We start from the raw sequence: 18,584 nt of genomic DNA on the forward strand, positions 1-18,584 counted from the left end.
TGGGAACGACTCTTCGTGGTTCTGTCGAGGGTGGCCGTAGTCGTCTTGGTCGTAGTAGCGGCCGAGCGCGTCTGTTGCTTTCTCGAAGAGTCGTTGCGTGGTGTTCTGGACGTGGTTAGACCGCCCAATCACTTTGTCTTCGATAGTTTCCCAATCGTGTCCTTCGTCGTCTAAGCGGAATATTTCGTTGACGACTCGCCGGGCTTCGAGTTGTCCAGTATCTAGCAGTTGCTGACTGCCCTCGTGAATGTCAAGTTGGAACACCAGAGTGCTTGTCAGCGATTTCTGCACGTATACTGGTTAGAAACCGTGGTTTGTAAATACTTGTATTTGTGCCAAGTCAGGTGTCGTGACGGGCTTCACCCCCGGGGTCAAGCCCCGAGGCACTCGCCCTGCTCAGCCTGTAGACCCGTACAGCACGCCGAAACGTTGTTCAAGGAGAGAATCCCTCGGCGTTTACGGCGAGAAGATTTCAATTTGAAAGTAATTCGTAGACGTATTGATCTTCCCACTCCCGACGAGCCTCGAGTTCGCGCTGACCGCGAGCAGTGATCTTATAGTAATTCGTTCGCTTGTCGAGTTCGCCTTTCTCGACGAGTCCCTTGTCGACGACCTCGTCGAGGTTCGGATAGAGTCGCCCGTGATGAATCTCTGTCTCGTAGTAGTCCTCGAGCTCGTCTTTGATCGCGAGTCCGTGGGGTTCGTCCTGCCCGGCGATGGTGTATAACAGGTCGCGCTGAAACCCTGTCAAATCGTACATATCTGTGCTGCATTCTATCAGTATATAAGAGTGTCGAGATAACTTTCAAAAATTATTATATTATTTGAAGTGACGGGGACCCAACCACCCACCAGATCTCTTTTGCAGCTTTCCACACTCCTATTGAAAGAATACACGTATTACCAAACTTATGATGTTTATTCGCACGAGGAAATGAGGGGGTCTGCACCCAAACAAATTTAAAAGTTCGCACGGTCTCTGGCATTTCTTCACGGATACGAAAAAATATTGTCTCTACTATTAGAGATCCGAACAGATTAGTGGCCTGCAACGGAAATAAGAATTGCATCGATCGGCGACAGGTGTGCAGCAATACCTGTTGTCGAAGTAAACTGCGGGCCCCGAGTTAGGGGCTCGGGCCCGCTGGGTTCCCGTGCCTAATTCACGGAAACCACTATGAATGACGTAACCACGCGACTTGAAAGATTCGACCCGGTTATTGGCCGACGAACAGACTCGTTAACGACACTGTCGATCCAATGGAAGTGTTCGAGACGTGATGCCAGCCCTTGTGAGTCACGACCACTGGAAAGGCAAGTCGTGGCGGTGAACGCATGATTATGAATGCTGACGCTGAGGAGGCTTCGTCTCTAGCTGGCGATGCGGAAGAATCTGGTCATCATCGACAGCATTCGCCATCGACGGATACCGAACGTGGACACTGGGCCAGTGACGGCGGTGGTCATCTTACTAGGCTGGTTGCGAAACTATGGTTTCACGTGAGTAATAGGGTCGCGCTTCGTTCGCAACCCGAAGAGGGTGGACGGGAGTCCACTCACGAGCAGTATACGCAGGCAGAGATACGGGCGGCAGCCCAGCAAGTGTTGACGGGGTGGGTGGTGACGGAGGCTGATGCTGTCGCGTGTGATGTATGTAGCCGGTCGCTCCGGGACGGGGATACGATCACGGTACGCGTTCGGCGGCCGTTAGAACGGCTTGCGTGGCAGGTTGATGCCCGCACCTGTCATGCGTGTGAGTGTCCACTTGACCCGGATCCATTGTCGCTCGATGTTGTTGCGTCAGCGCGGCTTGTTGAGCGGCGGACGGTAGCGCAGACGACACGGTTCGTGGTAGAGGCCGTCTCAGTCACTGGCGTGGCTGGCAGTCAAGGTGGATGCGGTAAAGCGGAACTGGAGGGTGCTGAATGACGGGGTCGAGAGAGGGTGACGAGAGGTCCGCGCTCCCTGATGGGGTCGCCGTGTCTATCGGGACGGTGGAGCCACTGCTTAATCGGGCTGGACAGACTCAGTCGGCAACAGATCTCGTCATTGCCCCAGTCGAACTGCATCGGCGGAATCTGAAGCGTCGACTGACGAACGCTGGTCTACCGCTGGATGCGTTCCGGTTTACGGAGCCAGGACATGTTGCGTCACTGGTTCTGGCGAAGAAGGGGCGTGCAACCGGGTCGCTTGATCGCGTTGACCGGCTCGCCTTGCTCGGAGAAATTCTGACGGAAGAGACCGAGGTGACTGACCGTTTTCGCATGATTCTCGGTGGGAAGCCGGGCCAGAACGGGAAAGCGGTTGAGCAGGTCCGAACAGAACTTGAAGCAATGACGAACTATCACCCAGCACGTGTTGATGGGTTTCGCCGGGTGGCTGAATCGGTACCGGCTCCCATCGACGCCGACGCTTGTGATGTTCTTACTGGCACGATCGCTGTTGAGCGGGAGTTGGGACGGCGAACGTCGAAAGCGACGTCTGAGAGGGCGGTTGTGCGGCGTGCGACTCGTGCGTTGGCTGGTGCTGACGGGTCGGCCTGGGCTGAGGCGTTCCCGACTGTCGAACGAGTGGTTGTTGTTGGGTTGAGTACTGTTCCGGCCCCGCTCGTTGATCTGGTGGCTGCCATCGCCGCTACGTGCGACGTCGAGGTGCGCTGGATGCTCCGGCGTGGAACGGGGCCGTTTCTGAAGACGCGGCTCACAGAGCTGTTGGCAGTTCCGACACCGGGCCGGGTGGTGGTCACATGACTGGCTTGCCGGGCCGGCTGGACCTGGATGCGGCGGACGTGACGCCGGACGTGCCGGTTGCGGAGCTCACGACAACCACACGGCGTGCGGAGACACGAGCGGTGATGGCGGTCGTCGCTGAACTTCGAGCACATGGTGTTCCTGTCCGGGATATCGTCGTAGTCGCGCGTGACCTAGAGAGGTATGAGGAGCCGCTCACTCGAGCGGCTGTTCGATACGGTATTACGCCGGTGTTTTGGACGCAGATCGACCTTGTCACATCGCGGCCGTACCGGCTGGTGATCGCGCTTTGTGAACTGATTGCTGCGTCGAACCCGGCTCGTGATGTTCTGTTCCGGCCGTTGGAACTCGGGTGGGTGCCGCAGGATTCGGGTGACGAATGGCCGGTTCCGGCCGAGACAGTGGTGGAGCTGTATCATGAGACACCGTGTGGATCACGCTCGGTCGAAGCATGGCAGTCGCTTCTACAAGATGCAGCGTGGGCGGACCCACGAATCATCGAGTTCGTTGAATGGGTTGTGACGTCTCCGAATCCGTCACCGGAGACCGTCGCTGATGTGCTCGGTGGTGTCGTAGCGTCGTACCGCGAGTCGGTGTTGCCACAGCAGCAGGCGACGGATTCGCCGGCGTTGTTGGAGACGGAAACGGCTGCGCGTGCGGTCGTCCGGATGGAGACACTCGTCGAGCAGGTTGAGAGCAAGTATGCACAGCGGGTAGCCGACGGGTGGAGTGACGAATCGTGGGTGACGGTGGCCGGTATCTGCGAGTCGCTAGCGACGCAGCGACCCGGTCGGCGGGAACACGCAAACGCGCTGGCCCTTGACATTCTGGAAGCAAACGACATTTGGGCCCGGAAGATCCCGTTCGTCATCGCCGTCGGGCTCGTCGATGGAGAGTGGCCACGGCAACGAGGAAGTGTTGTGCCGGCAGAGTTTCAACACGCCATCCTTGCCGGGAATGGGCCGGCGAAGCGATTGTCTCCACAGACAGCGTGGATGGATGGCCGTGACCACGATCACTTCCTGGATACGGTACAGGCAGCCACAACGGGTCTCATTGTCACGCGACACTCACATGACGCCGAGCGGAACCGACAGTTTCGGTCACCGTTACTCGACTCCCTCGACGTCGAACCCATCAGCACTGCTGCGCGCCGCCGACTCCTGAGCACTGAACGGGCGTTGCCGGACGTGATTCGGTCGATGCTACCCGGTGAGGCGTCAGCGTCCATGGGGGTGATGCCCGATGACTGACTCGACGGGGAAAGCCGGTGATCCAACTGAACGCGAGGGCCCGATCGTCCTTCGGAACGCACAACGACGGATTCGGAACGCATACTTTGACCATGATTCCGGGCTGTTCATCTTGGATTCGAACCCGGGAGTGGGGAAGACGGTGACAAAGACTGATATCGGGGCTGAGGAACTCTTGCGACGGTTTGTCAATGGTGATGAGACGCCTGAGCAATCGCTCTGCGTGATCTCGTTCAATCGGGATGAAGCAGCTGCCTTTGTTCCCGACTTCACTGCACGACTTCGTGAACTCGTCGAACACGACATGACACCGGCTGCGGCGGCTGTCTCAGACGATGAGCGACAGTATCTTGCTAACCGGGTCCGGCGCGCGCCGCATTTTGGAACAATCGATAGCGTGTTCCGGCAGATTCTGGGGGAGTTCGCGGCGACGGTCGGATTCGGTGAGATGCCGAGCGTTGGGAACGAGGGGCAACTTACCCGCCTGCACGGAGACTGTTACGAGGCGCTCGTGTCGAATCCGGCATATGCGGAGGCCGTCGACGTCGTTGACTCTGCGTACCCGCCGGGTGAGTACGACGATGGACTGAGTGCGTTGTTACGCCAGGCTCTCGAGCAGTGTCGGGCCCGTCGTCTGACGACGGCGGAGTTCACTGCGGAACTCCACGCGACGATTGAGGCAGTGTATGCGGAAGGGGAGACGACGTCGTTTGATGATATCGCTGCTGCGCTTGCCAGGTGTGTTGGGTCTCAAGCGGCGACAGAGGCTTGCAAGGCGCTTGATGAGACTGACCGTGAGCAGCTGGTTGCCGCCGACCAACAGCTGCAGGCGGCGTGGAGAGAGACGGTGACTGCGTTCGGGACGCTTCTGGACGCCTACCGGAACGCGTACGAGACACGGAGTCGGGAGCGCGGCGTCATTTCTCATACGGACTGTGCGTTCCTGGTCGCTGAGTTCCTCTCCGGGGCCCGCGGTACCGGTGACAGCGCAACTGCGAAACGGGAGCGGGTGCTGGCGCGATACCGGGAGCGCATCGAGAGTGTCATTATCGATGAGGCGCAGGATGTGTCTGAACTGCAACACGCGGCGCTTGCGCAACTCGTGGGTGAGGATTGCCGCGTGCTTGCAGTTGGAGACCTTCAGCAAACGATCTACGAGTGGCGTGATGCACACCCGTCGCTTTTCAACCGCGCTGTCGAGGAGGGGCAGTATCTGGGTGTCGACTGGGAGACACACGTGACTGAGACAGCAGCGACGACGTACCGGTGTACGCCTGACATCGCCGCTGCGATTAACGCGATTGCTGAACCGGCACTCACTGACCCAGACCGCGGGGGTATCGGCAACCTCGACGTCGCGTACACACCGCTTGACACTGCACGCGACGCGACCGCTGGGCCGAGCGTCCATGTCGCAGCGTTCACGACCGATGCACGTCCTGGATCACCGGCCTATGTCGCCCCTGAGAGGGGGAAAGGGGAAGCCGGGATTTTGGCGACCTATATCGCTACTGGGCTTGCCGACGGCACGCTCACCGATAGCGAGAGCGATGACCAGCCCGATGTGACTATCCTGTTCCGGTGGCGCACACACATGTCACGGTACGCTGATGCATTCGAGGCGGAAGGCCTCTCCGTTGCAAACGCCTCCAACTACCTCTTCGAATGCCCTGTTGTCAAGACTGTCCTCGACGTCGCTGAGTGGCTCGTCGATCCCGCCGATATGGACCGACTACAGACACTCGTCACTGATACTCCACTCGGTCTCTCCACCCGTACAGATACCTGCAACACGGCTACCTGGAGTCTCGATGCGATCCGCGACGACACCGAGACCGCCGACCAGCAACGGGATGTCCGTGACCGACTCGCCCACCTCCGAGAGAAGCGACCCGCATTCCGGGCGCAGTCGGCCGCTGCCAGTATCGCCGACATTATCGAGATACTCGCTCTTCGTGCTGATCCGAACGACAACTTCACCGCCGTTGCTCCATCACAACGCATCGCCAACCTAGACGCACTCGTCCAGCTCATCACCCGCTGGGAAGGCGACTCGATAGCCGATCTGAGCGACGTCATCGATGTGTTCACTCCAGTTCGGAACGAACCATATACTGGGCCAACACAACCGGTGACCACCACCGATGAGCACGACGTCGTATTTAAGACGGTGCATCAGGCGAAAGGCGACGAAAGCGACGTTGTCGCACTCGCAGATCTTGGCTGGCCACTCCGCAAACTCGGTCCAACCAGCCAGCGCTTCGTCGCTACCGGGCCGATGCTTGGCCTCGCACCGCCAGTGAACGCCGCTGCACCGGACATCAACCCCCTCTCCGCGTTCACGCGTGGTCTCTATGACCCACGTACCGATGATCGCGTCGGCTCGACACCCTTTCCCATCGACGTCGGCCTTCGATGGGCAAGCGAACACTGGGCAGACACCGTCACCACCGATCACTCGAGCACGGGACTTGCCGGGCATGACCGCGTTCAAACAGCATCCCGGCGTACCCGCGCCGAGGCATTCCGGATCCTGTTCGTAGCCCTCTCCCGTGCCAAACAACATCTCGTTGTTCCGCTTCCCCGCGACATACCTGGCCCCGAACACCCACGGGATCGATGGCTCGAAACCATCCGTGACGGGCTGCAGTTCGACGGGACACCTGCTGCCGGCACGTACACCCTCGACGTCGAAGGTCCGAACGAGTCCACTCGGTGCATCGACGTCGCCGTCAATGCTGTCGACACATCCGCAAGCCAGGCAACCCATGCCCACTCAGCCACGCCGACACCGTTCGTCGTATCAACACCGCCAGACAGAGACGACCTCGCAGCGCTCGTACCACGATTCCTCCAGCCCAGCACAATCCACCCGCTCCTAGAAGACCAGGATCGATATCTCCTTGATCATCTACAGGGCCGGCCACTTCACACGGACACAGACGCTGTAGACGGCGAGTTACCACTCACCCTCACCGCGTTCGACACCGAAGACGTCGGGAAACTCTGCCACAGCGTCCTCACCCGCTGTGTCGATCGGGGCATGTCGAAAACAGCCATCCGCACGCAGGGTGGCGATATCGAACAAATCATTGCAGAGGAACTCCACCGCCATGGGCCACCCGCGAACGAAGCTGAACGCGACGGTCTGATCGAGTTCCTCACCGAGTTCGTCCTCCCCAACTTCCTCGCCTCAGAGCTGTGGAGCCAGTTAGAACAAGCAGCCGAAATCTATGTCGAAAAGCGACTTCGCGGTCACGTCAGACGTGATGACGTCGAATTCGAAATCGAAGGGCAGGCAGACGTCGTGATGCAGAACCCGGACGGGTCATGGGTGATCACCGACATCAAAATCGCACTCACAGAGCTGACCACCGAGACACAACGCCGCTACCGAACACAAATATCATGGTACGCCTCACTCCTCGCCGCCGAAAACAGCGTGGAGGGACCAATCACCTGCGCCATTGAGACATTCGGCGCAGTCACCAACCGACGCGACTCACAGATACCGCTCCCAGCGGTGCAACAACGGCTAGACAAACTACTCAACGGAGGCATGTGAAGACCTCGGCGGTGAGTTTATAGAGAGTCAAGGAGAAAGCCTCGCCCTTCAGGGCGGAGAGGATGTAAGACGGCGGATTCGTGTTCACTATTGCTGTTTTGAATATTTGAACAAAGCCAAATTATTTGAGTAGGGCAATAGAAGAGCCAGTACGATGATCGACTCGGCCCAGGGCTCGTGGACGGAGAGTATGAGCGGACGTAAGCGCGTCCGGCACGTCGTAGAACTGCTGGACGAGCCAACGCTGGTACAGGAAATCGCGGACCGTGCAGAGGTCTCGCGCGCAACGGCAGACGACGAACTCCAGCGCTTGGAGAGCGACGACTGGGTCACTGAAACGACCATTGACGGGACGAAGGCGTACGATCTAAATCCTGTTCGGATGCTTTTCGACGAAGTGACGGACTTGATTGAAGAGCACTCACGCGACGAGTTAGAGAGCCAGCTCACGGAGTTGAAAGCTGAGCAGGAGGAACTCGCCGCGGAGTACAACGTCGATTCGCTCACGGAGTTCCGAGAGCAACTCGCTGTGGACGAGTTGTCGGCTGACGAGCTTCGGGAGCGTCGCAATGTGATCACTACGTGGGAGGCGATCAACACGGAAATCGGGCTCGTAAAACACGCGCTCCAGCTGTATGGAGACGTCGTTGAACTCTCCTCACTCCAGACTGACTCACGTTCGACGTTCGCCTAATGCCCGTATTTCTCGCTAATCGGGCGAATTTACAGAGTAAACGGCTCCATGATCGTATCCAGCAACGGCTTAGTGCCGAATTCAACAACGTTCGACGACGGCGTACTGAGCCGCACGAAACTGGCCTGTACCGTGTCGTTGGCGACGTGAATCCACGACAGTTCCTCGGCGATGACGAATATCCAGTGACAGTTGCTCGGGTCGAGATCGGGTTCCAGCTACGAACAAGTGACCAATACGAGCACTACTGGATCAACTGGATTGAGCCGGACCGAAGCCTTCTCGTCTGCTGGCACCAAGACGATACCCACGACGACCTCGGTCCAGTACATCTACAAATAAACGACGGCTCAACCGTCGTCGCTCACGAGCAAGCACAATTCATCGACACGCATCCGCTTGACGTCATCGAGCAGAGGCTCAAATCGCTTCAAGACGCGATCCTCGCCGTCGAGTGGGAGAAGCAACGACCGATCGGATTTGACACGTCTACGACTCTTTTCGAGTAGCTGTCCATCCGCGATTGGACCTTTACCAGTCGTATTGCGACTTTGTTGGGTGACTGTTATACGACATCGAGGAGAATACCCGCGCCTTTACAGTAGTTGCTAATTCGATCAGGAAAGCCGCAAGGATTGAAGTCTCAGTCTCAACTCCGACTTCGTGAAACCGTGCTCAGTGCTGTCCAGAGAGTGGAACAGCTGCCGAAGCTTTTCGTCAGCCGTTGTTTTTCCAGTCTTGCCAGTACTGAACGGCGTACTGACTCGGGCTGCTCAGCCCGAATCAGTCGTCGAGACAACCGCTATCCGTACGGTATTTGCCCGAGAAACGCGCGAAACAGGGCGGTCGGGACGACTGGATCCGTCCCGACCGCCCGACGTGGAGTCACGAGCAGATTCGTCAATACCCACAGATTGTACAACGCGACAGCAAACAGAAAGTAAAATAGTCGTACTGAGAACGTTGGTGACGACGTTCTCGGGAGAAACTCCGTAATCTTGCGATAGGACGTTTCGATCCCCCACCGACGGCGATATACTTCGGCCAGTGGTCGAGCAATCTCGACGTCAGTGCCGACGTCGAGATCGCGGTTGGTAACCAGACAGAAGTGGTCGTCATCTCGTGTTCGGTGCGGAACGACGACGAGCCGGACTGTCGTCCGGCCCGTCGGCGGATTCGATCGAGCCATCTCGTACTCTGCGATGAACGTATCGCTGTCGTGGTCGTCAATGAATTGCTGTACCTTCCGTGTTTGCGGCGCACGCATCAGGAACTCAACGTCGAGGTCTTCAAGCGCTAGAGCGAGGTGAACACGATAGAAGCCACGATCGAGGTAGAGCCGATTGATATCGACGTACTCGCGGACTTCTGAGACGAGTTGGCGGAGTGTATCCGCCAACTCGTCGGTATCGCTGCCTTCCAAGACAACCGATCCGAGCGTGAATTGGACACTCGGATCGACGATACAGACGGTAGCAAACTTGTACGCACGATCGGTACCTTGCGCAGGATTCGTTGTACAGACGTGAGGAGTCTCTTCGCCCCCGTAATAGAGCCAGTCGTGAACGTCAATTGCGACATCTACTGGCCTGGTAAACACTCGGTTGCGAGCTACTTCCTCAAGGATCGCCTCGCGGACGCGGTCGACGATCAGTTCGACCGCGTCCGCGTCGAGTCCACGCAAATGATAGAGGAGTTCTCGTGCGAGCGGATTTCGAGCGGTTGCGTCAATGGCAATATCGTCGCCACGGGCGAGCTGATAGGCTTTCGCATCAGTATTGGCGAACTCATTGTCGAATGCGATCCGAGCGAGGACTTGTTGGAAGTCCTCGCTCGGATAGGTGCCGTTCGCAGCGATCCCGAAGTCAAGTTCCGGAAACAGCAGTGATGAAGCTGCGCGAGTTACTTGCGTTGCCTCGGTTGTCTCGACCATATCGAGACAACGACCGCAATGATAATCGTCACCTGGTTACTTCAGCAACTACTGTTCAGGCGCGGGAGGATGTCAATGGACAAGCTGTTTACGGAACCTCGCCACGTCATCGTCGGCCGCGACGCCGTCCTCGAGTTCAGCAACGAGCGCCCTTCGATGTCTGCAAAGCGCGTTGTGGAAATAACAACCCCTTCCTCGGGGGCGAACGGCGTCATCCGTGAGAGAGTAGGGTGGGGTAGTTCACCATCTCTCTCGTATATTTGTGATCCATCCAAAGAAATAATAGAGCAAGCCGCGTACTGGTGTATATGACTGATCGTGGCCTCGGATCGTGGACCAATGACCTCTCTGCTCGAGAGCGCGTCAGAGAAATCGCTACAACGCTCACCGAGCCTCGCTCCGTCGAGTGGGTACGCAAAGAAGCACAGGTGTCCTCGTGGCAGACCGCGAAAGATGAGTTAGAGATGCTCGTCGAATTCAGGCAAGTACAGGCTATCGAAGGTGATGGTGGGAATCCGAAGTATGCGCCAAACTACCAGCTCCGATACTTCAATGAGGTGACCGATCTGATCAACAACTACACCCGAGAGGATCTTCGGACAGAAATCGCATCTATTCAAGCTGAAATTGATGAGTGGAAGACGAAATTCGACATCGAATCGCGAGATGAGTTAGAATCGACGCTCACTGATGATGACCTGGACAGTGAGACCATCCGAGAGCGCAACCGTGTACTCCGACAGTGGGAGCGCTACGAGGACAATAAGCGTCTGCTCAAGCACGCACTAGAACTCTATGATGACGCCCGAGAACTCTACCCGGGACAGACCGATTCGTCTAACTCTTTGATTCCGCTCTCCCAGTAGGCCTCACGATGATTTTTCTCGCAAATCGGTCGAACCTCGATAAACGGACACTCCTTTCTCGGCTCCACAATCGGTTGCAGACACAGGTACCTGCAGAGGATTCCCCGATCGAGCAAGTCTGGTATCACACGTCAGCGGGGAACAAAGTCGGCGTCCGGTCCACAGTTATCCCGTCGAAATTCCTTGATATGCCATACCCGATTGATGAAGCGGAACTCCACATTTCGTTTGACTTTCCGCAGAGCCACGCGTACGATTTCTACTCGGTTCAATGGGTCGAGTCCAACCGAGATCTCATGATTGGGTGGCATCAAGATGAAACGCACATGGATCTTGGTGAGTGCCACTTCCAAATCGATTCTCAAGGCGAAACCGTACAGCGAGAACAAGCAACGTTTCTTGATGTGCATCCATTAAACGTGTTTGACCAGCGAATCGCTGATCTTGTGGACGTACTTGATACGATCATATGGACCGATAAAGTCCCGTCCCTCCCTAAGACGGCAGTCCGTTGATTCCAGAACTCGTATACCAACTACAGTTGCGAATCTGGGGTCCACGGCCACATCATCCAGAGGTCAACGAACTCCTGCGGAATACACTGATCACACCATAGTGTGTTGACGCAGCCATGATCGCTGTAGTAGGCGATCTCGTGCTTAACTTGTTTTGTATACCAGGTAGCTTGGTCCCCGCCGCACCTGGCACAGATCATGTTTTCGCGGTCCCAGCCTACAAGGGCTTTCTGCTGATCAATTAACTCAGATTCCAGGTCGAGATGATAGATCTCTTCCTCAAGATTTTCCACGCGGGCGGTTTGCTCGGTTTCATCACGGTCGTTCTTATGTGGCATGTTGTGAATTATGACCGGTCACGTATAAGCATATGCCACAGTCGGGAAGGCCTTCGGCCTTTCGTCATCACGAAAGAGCAAAAACTCTCTCAGACGACTGCGAGGATCCGCATGGACTAGTCGGACATCCCCACGCTACCATCGTCCTGATAGTCTCGGGGCGGTAGTGTAGGTCACACTCTGGGCATCCACGGTGCCTAATACCCCTACCGATCCCATAGAACAGAGAAAACAATGAAATCTTTAGAATGCGCTGAGGAAGCCTGGCTGTGGACGAAAGGGGTCATGCGTCAGTAGAGGATGCTCCGTTAAGATACTCAATTGTATTCTCTAACTGCTGGACTTTCTTTTCTGCTTCTTTGTGCTTCTCTCGTACGCGCTCGCAATGGCGAGCAACTGTCGTAACTCGAACGCCGTATTCTCTTGCTATGTGTGCGTTCTTTTGATCGAATACGATTGCGAGTTCCCACATGGCGATTTGACGTTTCGTCAGGGTGGTCTCTTCCGCTAATTCTTCCCACTTCTCTTCGTTCGCTTCTCGAAGTATGGCGACAGCATTGTCCTTCCTAGCCGCAATGTTCTGCGAATCATATTCCATACGGGATGATTGTTTTCCGAATACATAACAGTTCGCTATTGATTGGGTTCATACTAACACAATTACCTTGGGTTTTCGCTTAAAAGGGAGGGGTTCAAACCCTCGTTCAAGATGAAGTATAGTTCACGAAAACGCGGGTATCCGAGACTAGTCCAACGAAGATTGGGAAAACCGAATCGATCGAATTTGATCTGTTTCGATGAAGAAAGATACAAAAAGAGAGGGGGTATCTGCACCTCTACACTAGAACAAGCGACTCAGCGCCTCTACGCTGCGGTTAAAATCCCGATCTGTGCGGTTCGGTTCTCTTTCTTCGGTGAACTGCATTCTTCTTCTTTCTTCAAAGAACCAGTTCGATTCGTTACGTCCAACTCGGTTCGAGAAGAAACAGCAAAGAATCGGCTTGGTTCTCAACCAACTCACTTAATTTCGTCAAGGAGGCGATCATCGTGAGTCGGCGTCCCCAACTGAACCGGGAAGTCCGAAAGGAGTCGGTAGAGAAATTCAATGAATGGTGTCAACGTGAAGGTCACGTGAATGGCGGCGATAAGGGGCGACATGCTGAACAAGCGATAGTCGAGTATCTTCCACCAACGTATCGTCCCGATCGGTTCCGGGATGATCTTGACGAACTCGAAGCTGATCTTCGGACGGATCTTGACCAAGCCGGACTCTTGGACGTCTGTTCTTCATCGAAACAAAACCCTGCTGTCTCGCGTAGCGACGAAACGGTAAAAGTCACATACCGCATCGCAGACGATGTCCAAAACGCGCTTGAACAATACGTCTACGACCAAGAAAAGAAAGTCCGTAGTGTGAGTGGAGATTACATAGCGACGGCATTCGACGAATACCGTGACGGCGGTCAAGTTGCACGGGTTCGACGGTACTACGAACAGCTCCGTGATGGAACAGACATCGTTTCCGAAGATCGGGTTGGACAAGTAATTGACCAACTTAACAATAATCTTGACTACCCGGAGTATTGCCACATAAAGGGAATTAGAGTTGCCGTTGATGAGGCGTTAGATGTCCATTCTGACGATATCCGCGACGATTTCGCTGACCGTGTCATTGACCGACTTGGATTTGTCGCTGTAGAGACAAGCGATGGCGTGTACGCAACGCCCGAGCGAGCAAAGCAGTTAGCTCAAGAAAACAAAACTGACGATGATCTCGACTGGTACGAAATGGACAAGAAGGACCGTGTTGAGCACCTCGTAGCGGCATTAAAGGCGCGTGCTAACGGATCTTCTAGTGCTGGCGTAGACTACAATCAGGTTCGTGATCAGATCTTTGATCGGCATCCCAGTAACGATTACTGCTACGAACTAATGTCATTAGCCGACGAGTATCCCGGGTTTGAATACGGAGAACACAATGGAAAACTGAGACTCCGTTATAATAGAGAAAGTGACCCAGCAGAAATAGATGATGACTGGGTTGACCGAGCAGTCGAACTCATCGAGGAATTCTGTAAGGAAACTGGACTACCACCGAACGATGTAGAACAGCCAATTTTGGACAATCGAATTGTGCAAGCACGATTCCCAACCGAATACGACGAAGTTGAAGGCCCAAACGATCAGGCCATAGAGAACGTAACTGAGGAAGATCGCATCCGCGTTCGTGTAGCCATCGATGACTCCGGAAGTAATGAATGAAATAGATGGCTCTGTTGAACCCGGTTTCGCGGATACAACCCTGAGGAAGAGCGAGGAAGATACCCTTCCAGAACGCATGTTACGCCGAGGCTGGTGATTCGGATGTGTCTCCGAGTGACTTCGTCAGTTCAACCTCGATCTTCACCGTGTCGTAGGGGACGAAGGGCTGCTTCGCGACACCTGCTTCACGGAAGTGCACGATGCGGTACTCGTGTAGTGTCTGGACGTCGTCGTGGACTTGTCGGATGTCACGGTCGAGGCGGTCGGCGAGGGCACGGATGCTGTCTGCGGGTGCATCCATCAGGCTCTTCACAAGATCCAAGCGGCGTGGGGTGAGGATGCGCTGGAGGCGGCTGGCGTCCTGGAAGTTCACGACGTGGGCGATGTCTTCGCCGTCTTCCCAGCGGGCAGCGCGGTCCAGTGCGTTCTCCTTGTGCTCCTCGAACGGTTTCGACGTGATGCGAAGGATCGAGGGGTATTCAACGTCCTCCGGGGGTTCGTGTGCGTGGTTAGGCGAATTCTTGTTCATGGATGGTTTCAACCTCGGTGAGGAATTGCTGGAGATGTGATCGAAGGTCTTCGAATTCGATGCCTTCGACCTCGCCACGGTAGTGTCGGTGATGGCGGCCGACGCCGTGGGCGTCGTTTGCGTTGTCGTACCGGAGGATTTCTTCGTCGGCTGGGCCGAGGTACTGAAAGCTGTATTTGAGTCCCTCCGGGAACTGGTCGCTTTCAGGGACGTCCCAGGCAAGTGCTTCCCAGCGGTCACCGGCTGGAAATTCATCGTCGTCCTCGAAGATCTTCCTAGCTGGCATCCAAGCACCTGCGTTGTCCACATAGGACAACACACCCGGCCCTCATAGCCGTTGTGGTAAAATAACATCACAACGATACCGCAAGGATAGGCAGGCAGTATTATACGACATCGAGGAGAATACCCGTGCCTTTAGGCGCGGGATGAATCCGACAACTCCTCCGCAATCCACCGCCGATGGCAAGGCCGGATATTCCACCGGTAAACGACCACGGGTCGGGTGACCCGTGGCTTTTCTAATTCCCTCAGCCTACGTCGTAAGCACTCCACGCGAAGCGATTTCGCGGGATGAGGATGGGCGATTTACAGAGCGCCCCGACCCAGACAGGCTCACCTTCCGAACAAATGGTTGGGTTTTGCGAGTCCGGTAATTAATCGATTCAACGTCTATGCCAGCGTGTTTCGCCCACGCTCGCCACGCTACATTCACGCTCGCGTTTCGGTCAGCGTGGTCTTGCTGAACCTCGCACGAATCATTCGTACAGTGGAACCGCCGACCTTGGCGGTAGCCACGGTGTCCACAGCACGAACACGACTTCGAGTTGTAGCAACTGTCTACCGTGTCCGTGGGGATCTCGTTCCACGTCGCCTTGTACGAGACGAATTTCTCGAACTTGTGGAACGGTAGTTTGTGCAGTCTACGGTTCATGTATGTACCGTATTTGATCTCGTCGCGGATACCTTCCATATCCTCGAACACGATGACTGGGTTCGAGAACTGTTGGGCGAACTCCACCACGATTCGGGACATTCGGTGGAGAATCCACTCGGTGTAGCGTTCTTCTTTCTCCCCGAGTTGGTGGTGGATGGAGTATTGGCCGTGTTCTTGACAGCGTTTGGTGATGGTGTGGTAGCGTTGGCGTTCGGCTTTCACCGAGCCGTAGTCAAGCACGAGTGTTCCGAGAGTGTCCATCGTCTCACGATTAAGAGCGGTGAGGGCGATGTTGCGCTCATTAATATCTACGCCGACGAGTGTGTCAGCGTCTTCTGGTTCAGGCACTTCAACCTCTGTTTTGACCGTGACATGTAGGTAGTACACGCCATCTCGGTACAAAAGTTCGGCCTGCCCCAACGACCACTCGTCATCCGTTAAGGCCGACTCGATGTGATTGAGGTCTTCCGGTCGCCCTCGAAGGTGTCCTTTCACCTTCTTGTACGGCTTCGGACTCACACGGAACTGAACGCGGTCGTCCTCTTCGTTGTAGGTGAGTCGATAACCTTCGGTGTGCGCCATAACGAGTGGGTATGCTCCCTTCTTGTCCGTGGCGGGTGGCGACGGTTTCCCGGCGTTGGTGTCGTCTTGGTCGTGCCACCAATTGAGGAGTTCTTTGTAGGAGTCCCACGCTTGCAGGGCTTTCCCGACGACTGCACACTTGTTGTTCCGCAGGAAGTCATCGCGGTCAACTTCCTTCTGAATCTCAGTGCGAGAGTAGCCTTGTTGCTTGAGTTCGAGAGTGTCGTTGGAGATGTCTCGTGCGGTGAAGCGGGCATCTTTGAGCCACGACCGCTCACCAGACTCTATGCAGAGTCGGGTGCGTGCGGTCTTCGTGACTTCTTCGATACCCATACATTGACTATCGAATCAAATGATGATAAAAGTAGGGATTAGGATGGGAGATTACAGGGGTCATGCACATTCGATTAGTTTGTGTAAGTATCATTTCGTGTGGTGCCCGAAGTATCGACACGGGATGTTGGAGTTCGTTCGAGACGAACTTGCGGAGTTGTTCCAAGGAACTGCTGAACGGTTCGGTCACGAGATTATGTCGATGGAGATTGCTACTGACCACGTTCACTTGTTCGTGGAGGCTGACCCGAAATGGAGTCCTGCCGAGATTGCCAAGCAGTTCAAGGGCTACTCGGGCCAAACGATTCTGAAACGCCATCCAGAAATCAAACAGCGGTATTTCTGGGGAAGTGGAATGTGGAAGGATGGATACTACGTTGGGACGACTGGTGCTGTTTCCGAGGACGTGGTTCGTCGGTACATCGAGGAGACGGAACATTAATCGAGCGTACGCGATTCACCCACGGGTCAGGTGACCCGTGGAACTCTCGCTGTTTCCTTTAGAAAGTGACGCGCCGGCTGAGATGGTAGCTGGCGTGACCTCAGCGATCCGTGGTGGGTTCGCCACTGAAAATGGTGTTTTACCGACATATCTTAAGGAATACGGTCCGAATCGGGATTGTATGAGTAGGAGTCCTATGGAAGAAACTACGGGGATTGGTTCTGAGGTAACTGACGAAGTAGTCGTACTATCTTAGCGAAATTGTTCTTTGAGTTCGGACGGGTTATACGTATATATCGGTGGACGTTCGAAGCGGGTATCCGGTATTAAGTACGGTATCTGAAGGCGGTCAAGAACACCGGTAAGATGTTGCATACCGACGACGGCAACCACGGTGTCGACGGTGTCCATTTGGTAGAGTTCGTGCAGATGCCCTGCCATCGCATCGTCACGGATTGTTATGACTTGGTTGAAGAGATCTGGTATTCGCAGTTGTGTTCTTTCGCGCCACTTGCGGATCGTGGGGAGATCCAACAAGTGGTAGCTGTCAGATGTGAGGTCACTCGGTGTATCAATCACTCCAAGCTCAGAGAGAACGTCAGCGTCTACCTTTGCAAATCGTTCCTTCCCGTCCAGCGGCCACTCCCAGTGAGGAAGGTCAATTCCTGCAATCGAGAGTGAATCATTGTGTCTGGCGGCGTATCCCGCAGCTTCCAGTTCGTGCTCTGGTGGCCAATCTAGTTCATATTGGTCTGGATGGTGCTGGAAAATTGCTTCTCGACTGGCTTCCACGGCGACGATATCTGGGTTGAATTGGATAATCGCGGTTGTGAGACGTTCAATCGTTTTTGGGTGCCCGTGCAGGATTCCGAGAACATGAATGCCTTCAATTCGCCCACCGAGGGAGTACTCTGGAACACCAGTTGGATAGAGTGGTTTGTGGCTAGTGGCTTCGAAGAAATCATCGGATGGAAGATCTGCTGCCGGTTTTTTCACTGGGGTTGTCGTTTCGATCACTTGACCAACACCGTCCGAGGGAGAACGGCTGGTTGTATGCTGTTTTTGGTACATCAAATTAAGTGGGCGGACGTAATGTGGCTAGGGGTAGTTTCCGTTCAGTATCCGTCTAAGCGATTGTGAGTCGTTAATACGGTGTGTATTGGGGGTCAACGTCGTGGAGGTGGACGCTGCTGACTTGTTCGGGGTCAACAACGAATTCTGTGCCAGTTTCCTCGGAGTGTTCGTGTAAGTCAATGAGCCGGTAGATGGCGTTACCGTACCACCCGCAGTCGCATCGGGCAGTTGCGTGAGCGCCATTCGACGTGTCGAGTGAGACTTCAGTTAGCTCGAGTTTGTCGTGACAGACCGGGCATTCGTCTGGGATCGCGGCGTATGCGTGCCCGTTGATGCAACGGAGGTCGTCCGGATTGATTCCCTCCGTGGAGAGTACGTCTCTAATAGCATCTCCGAGTTCGATGGCAAGGTTCGCTCGCGCTTCTTCGTCATTCGGAAGATCAGATCCTTCGATGTGGATGGTTAAACGGTCTCCGCTCGGTGAATTACTTGATCGCATACCCAATTTTTG

At 55.3% G+C, this 18,584-nt stretch carries 19 protein-coding genes; 10 read left to right on the plus strand and 9 right to left on the minus strand.

Features of this window, described 5'->3' with window-relative positions; all coding sequences use genetic code 11:
- Nucleotides 1-472: 472 nt before the first annotated feature.
- On the minus strand, nt 473-760 hold the full coding sequence (locus CP556_RS14530) for a PadR family transcriptional regulator (protein ID WP_098726266.1): 288 nt from the start codon (nt 758-760) through the stop codon (nt 473-475).
- 581 nt (nt 761-1,341) lie between these two features.
- Here CP556_RS14530 and CP556_RS27545 point away from each other — a divergent pair.
- From CP556_RS27545 to CP556_RS26715, 6 genes are all read left to right on the plus strand, one after another.
- Entirely contained in the window at nt 1,342-1,929 is a 588-nt protein-coding gene (locus tag CP556_RS27545; RefSeq protein ID WP_486187773.1) for a DUF8112 family protein, read from the plus strand.
- A complete protein-coding gene (locus CP556_RS14535; RefSeq protein WP_098726267.1) occupies nt 1,926-2,750 on the plus strand; it encodes a hypothetical protein in 825 nt (274 codons plus the stop codon). The genes CP556_RS27545 and CP556_RS14535 overlap by 4 nt, the downstream gene beginning before the upstream one ends.
- Nucleotides 2,747-4,003, plus strand: coding sequence for a PD-(D/E)XK nuclease family protein (locus CP556_RS14540; RefSeq protein WP_098726268.1), 1,257 nt, complete (start codon nt 2,747-2,749; stop codon nt 4,001-4,003). Before CP556_RS14535 ends, CP556_RS14540 begins: the two co-directional genes overlap by 4 nt.
- Nucleotides 3,996-7,568, plus strand: coding sequence for a UvrD-helicase domain-containing protein (locus CP556_RS14545; RefSeq protein WP_098726269.1), 3,573 nt, complete (start codon nt 3,996-3,998; stop codon nt 7,566-7,568). Before CP556_RS14540 ends, CP556_RS14545 begins: the two co-directional genes overlap by 8 nt.
- A gap of 190 nt (nt 7,569-7,758) precedes the next feature.
- A complete protein-coding gene (locus CP556_RS26710; RefSeq protein ID WP_176548207.1) occupies nt 7,759-8,262 on the plus strand; it encodes a DUF7342 family protein in 504 nt (167 codons plus the stop codon).
- Nucleotides 8,263-8,447: 185 nt separating this feature from the next.
- On the plus strand, nt 8,448-8,771 hold the full coding sequence (locus CP556_RS26715) for a hypothetical protein (protein ID WP_255291471.1): 324 nt from the start codon (nt 8,448-8,450) through the stop codon (nt 8,769-8,771).
- Between the two features lie 293 nt (nt 8,772-9,064).
- Here CP556_RS26715 and CP556_RS14560 read toward each other — a convergent pair whose 3' ends face one another.
- Nucleotides 9,065-10,195, minus strand: coding sequence for a transposase (locus CP556_RS14560; protein WP_141551684.1), 1,131 nt, complete (start codon nt 10,193-10,195; stop codon nt 9,065-9,067).
- Nucleotides 10,196-10,270: 75 nt separating this feature from the next.
- On the opposite strand from CP556_RS14560, the gene CP556_RS14565 reads away from it, so the two are divergent.
- Together CP556_RS14565 and CP556_RS14570 are read left to right on the plus strand one after the other, a co-directional pair.
- Nucleotides 10,271-10,507 carry a hypothetical protein gene (locus CP556_RS14565; RefSeq protein WP_141551685.1) on the plus strand — a complete coding sequence of 79 codons (237 nt, stop codon included), beginning with the start codon at nt 10,271-10,273 and terminating at the stop codon, nt 10,505-10,507.
- Complete coding sequence (locus tag CP556_RS14570; protein ID WP_098726272.1) at nt 10,504-11,061, plus strand: DUF7342 family protein; 558 nt, start codon at nt 10,504-10,506, stop codon at nt 11,059-11,061. The genes CP556_RS14565 and CP556_RS14570 overlap by 4 nt, the downstream gene beginning before the upstream one ends.
- A gap of 535 nt (nt 11,062-11,596) precedes the next feature.
- Here the strand turns inward: CP556_RS14570 and CP556_RS14580 are convergent.
- The gene (locus tag CP556_RS14580) at nt 11,597-11,914 is read right to left on the minus strand and encodes a hypothetical protein (RefSeq protein WP_098726274.1); all 318 of its coding nucleotides are present in this window, start codon (nt 11,912-11,914) and stop codon (nt 11,597-11,599) included.
- Between the two features lie 283 nt (nt 11,915-12,197).
- On the minus strand, nt 12,198-12,512 hold the full coding sequence (locus CP556_RS14585; protein WP_098726275.1) for a hypothetical protein: 315 nt from the start codon (nt 12,510-12,512) through the stop codon (nt 12,198-12,200).
- Between the two features lie 533 nt (nt 12,513-13,045).
- Between CP556_RS14585 and CP556_RS14595 the strand changes: the two genes are divergently transcribed.
- A complete protein-coding gene (locus CP556_RS14595; protein WP_141551686.1) occupies nt 13,046-14,176 on the plus strand; it encodes a hypothetical protein in 1,131 nt (376 codons plus the stop codon).
- Between the two features lie 79 nt (nt 14,177-14,255).
- On the opposite strand, the gene CP556_RS14600 is transcribed toward CP556_RS14595, so the two are convergent.
- The 3 genes from CP556_RS14600 to CP556_RS14610 all read right to left on the minus strand — a co-directional run bounded on the left by CP556_RS14600 (nt 14,256) and on the right by CP556_RS14610 (nt 16,557).
- On the minus strand, nt 14,256-14,705 hold the full coding sequence (locus tag CP556_RS14600) for an HVO_A0114 family putative DNA-binding protein (protein WP_098726278.1): 450 nt from the start codon (nt 14,703-14,705) through the stop codon (nt 14,256-14,258).
- Nucleotides 14,686-14,991: a toxin-antitoxin system TumE family protein gene (locus CP556_RS14605; RefSeq protein ID WP_098726279.1), complete on the minus strand. Its 306-nt coding sequence runs from the start codon at nt 14,989-14,991 to the stop codon at nt 14,686-14,688. The genes CP556_RS14600 and CP556_RS14605 overlap by 20 nt, the downstream gene beginning before the upstream one ends.
- A 249-nt stretch (nt 14,992-15,240) precedes the next feature.
- Nucleotides 15,241-16,557: an RNA-guided endonuclease TnpB family protein gene (locus CP556_RS14610; RefSeq protein WP_098726280.1), complete on the minus strand. Its 1,317-nt coding sequence runs from the start codon at nt 16,555-16,557 to the stop codon at nt 15,241-15,243.
- A 43-nt stretch (nt 16,558-16,600) separates the two neighbouring features.
- On the opposite strand from CP556_RS14610, the gene tnpA reads away from it, so the two are divergent.
- The gene (gene tnpA, locus CP556_RS14615) at nt 16,601-16,999 is read left to right on the plus strand and encodes an IS200/IS605 family transposase (protein ID WP_098727416.1); all 399 of its coding nucleotides are present in this window, start codon (nt 16,601-16,603) and stop codon (nt 16,997-16,999) included.
- A 252-nt stretch (nt 17,000-17,251) separates the two neighbouring features.
- Here the strand turns inward: tnpA and CP556_RS14620 are convergent, their stop codons facing one another.
- Together CP556_RS14620 and CP556_RS14625 are read right to left on the minus strand one after the other, a co-directional pair.
- A complete protein-coding gene (locus CP556_RS14620; protein ID WP_141551687.1) occupies nt 17,252-18,070 on the minus strand; it encodes a hypothetical protein in 819 nt (272 codons plus the stop codon).
- A gap of 73 nt (nt 18,071-18,143) precedes the next feature.
- The gene (locus CP556_RS14625; RefSeq protein ID WP_098726282.1) at nt 18,144-18,572 is read right to left on the minus strand and encodes a hypothetical protein; all 429 of its coding nucleotides are present in this window, start codon (nt 18,570-18,572) and stop codon (nt 18,144-18,146) included.
- Between the last annotated feature and the right edge of the window lie 12 nt (nt 18,573-18,584).

The sequence above is a fragment of the Natrinema sp. CBA1119 genome, assembly GCF_002572525.1.
GTDB lineage: Archaea > Halobacteriota > Halobacteria > Halobacteriales > Natrialbaceae > Natrinema.

Bases quoted from the DNA above. Each gene is read 5' to 3' on its own strand.
- CP556_RS14625 (WP_098726282.1), bottom strand. From the start codon at position 18,572: ATGCGATCAAGTAATTCACCGAGCGGAGACCGTTTAACCATCCACATC.
- CP556_RS14560 (WP_141551684.1), bottom strand. From the start codon at position 10,195: ATGGTCGAGACAACCGAGGCAACGCAAGTAACTCGCGCAGCTTCATCA.
- CP556_RS14600 (WP_098726278.1), bottom strand. From the start codon at position 14,705: ATGAACAAGAATTCGCCTAACCACGCACACGAACCCCCGGAGGACGTT.
- tnpA (WP_098727416.1), top strand. From the start codon at position 16,601: ATGGGAGATTACAGGGGTCATGCACATTCGATTAGTTTGTGTAAGTAT.
- CP556_RS14570 (WP_098726272.1), top strand. From the start codon at position 10,504: ATGACTGATCGTGGCCTCGGATCGTGGACCAATGACCTCTCTGCTCGA.
- CP556_RS14545 (WP_098726269.1), top strand. From the start codon at position 3,996: ATGACTGACTCGACGGGGAAAGCCGGTGATCCAACTGAACGCGAGGGC.
- CP556_RS14585 (WP_098726275.1), bottom strand. From the start codon at position 12,512: ATGGAATATGATTCGCAGAACATTGCGGCTAGGAAGGACAATGCTGTC.
- CP556_RS26710 (WP_176548207.1), top strand. From the start codon at position 7,759: ATGAGCGGACGTAAGCGCGTCCGGCACGTCGTAGAACTGCTGGACGAG.
- CP556_RS27545 (WP_486187773.1), top strand. From the start codon at position 1,342: ATGAATGCTGACGCTGAGGAGGCTTCGTCTCTAGCTGGCGATGCGGAA.
- CP556_RS14610 (WP_098726280.1), bottom strand. From the start codon at position 16,557: ATGGGTATCGAAGAAGTCACGAAGACCGCACGCACCCGACTCTGCATA.
- CP556_RS14535 (WP_098726267.1), top strand. From the start codon at position 1,926: ATGACGGGGTCGAGAGAGGGTGACGAGAGGTCCGCGCTCCCTGATGGG.
- CP556_RS14530 (WP_098726266.1), bottom strand. From the start codon at position 760: ATGTACGATTTGACAGGGTTTCAGCGCGACCTGTTATACACCATCGCC.
- CP556_RS14620 (WP_141551687.1), bottom strand. From the start codon at position 18,070: ATGTACCAAAAACAGCATACAACCAGCCGTTCTCCCTCGGACGGTGTT.
- CP556_RS14605 (WP_098726279.1), bottom strand. From the start codon at position 14,991: ATGCCAGCTAGGAAGATCTTCGAGGACGACGATGAATTTCCAGCCGGT.
- CP556_RS14565 (WP_141551685.1), top strand. From the start codon at position 10,271: ATGGACAAGCTGTTTACGGAACCTCGCCACGTCATCGTCGGCCGCGAC.
- CP556_RS14580 (WP_098726274.1), bottom strand. From the start codon at position 11,914: ATGCCACATAAGAACGACCGTGATGAAACCGAGCAAACCGCCCGCGTG.
- CP556_RS14540 (WP_098726268.1), top strand. From the start codon at position 2,747: ATGACTGGCTTGCCGGGCCGGCTGGACCTGGATGCGGCGGACGTGACG.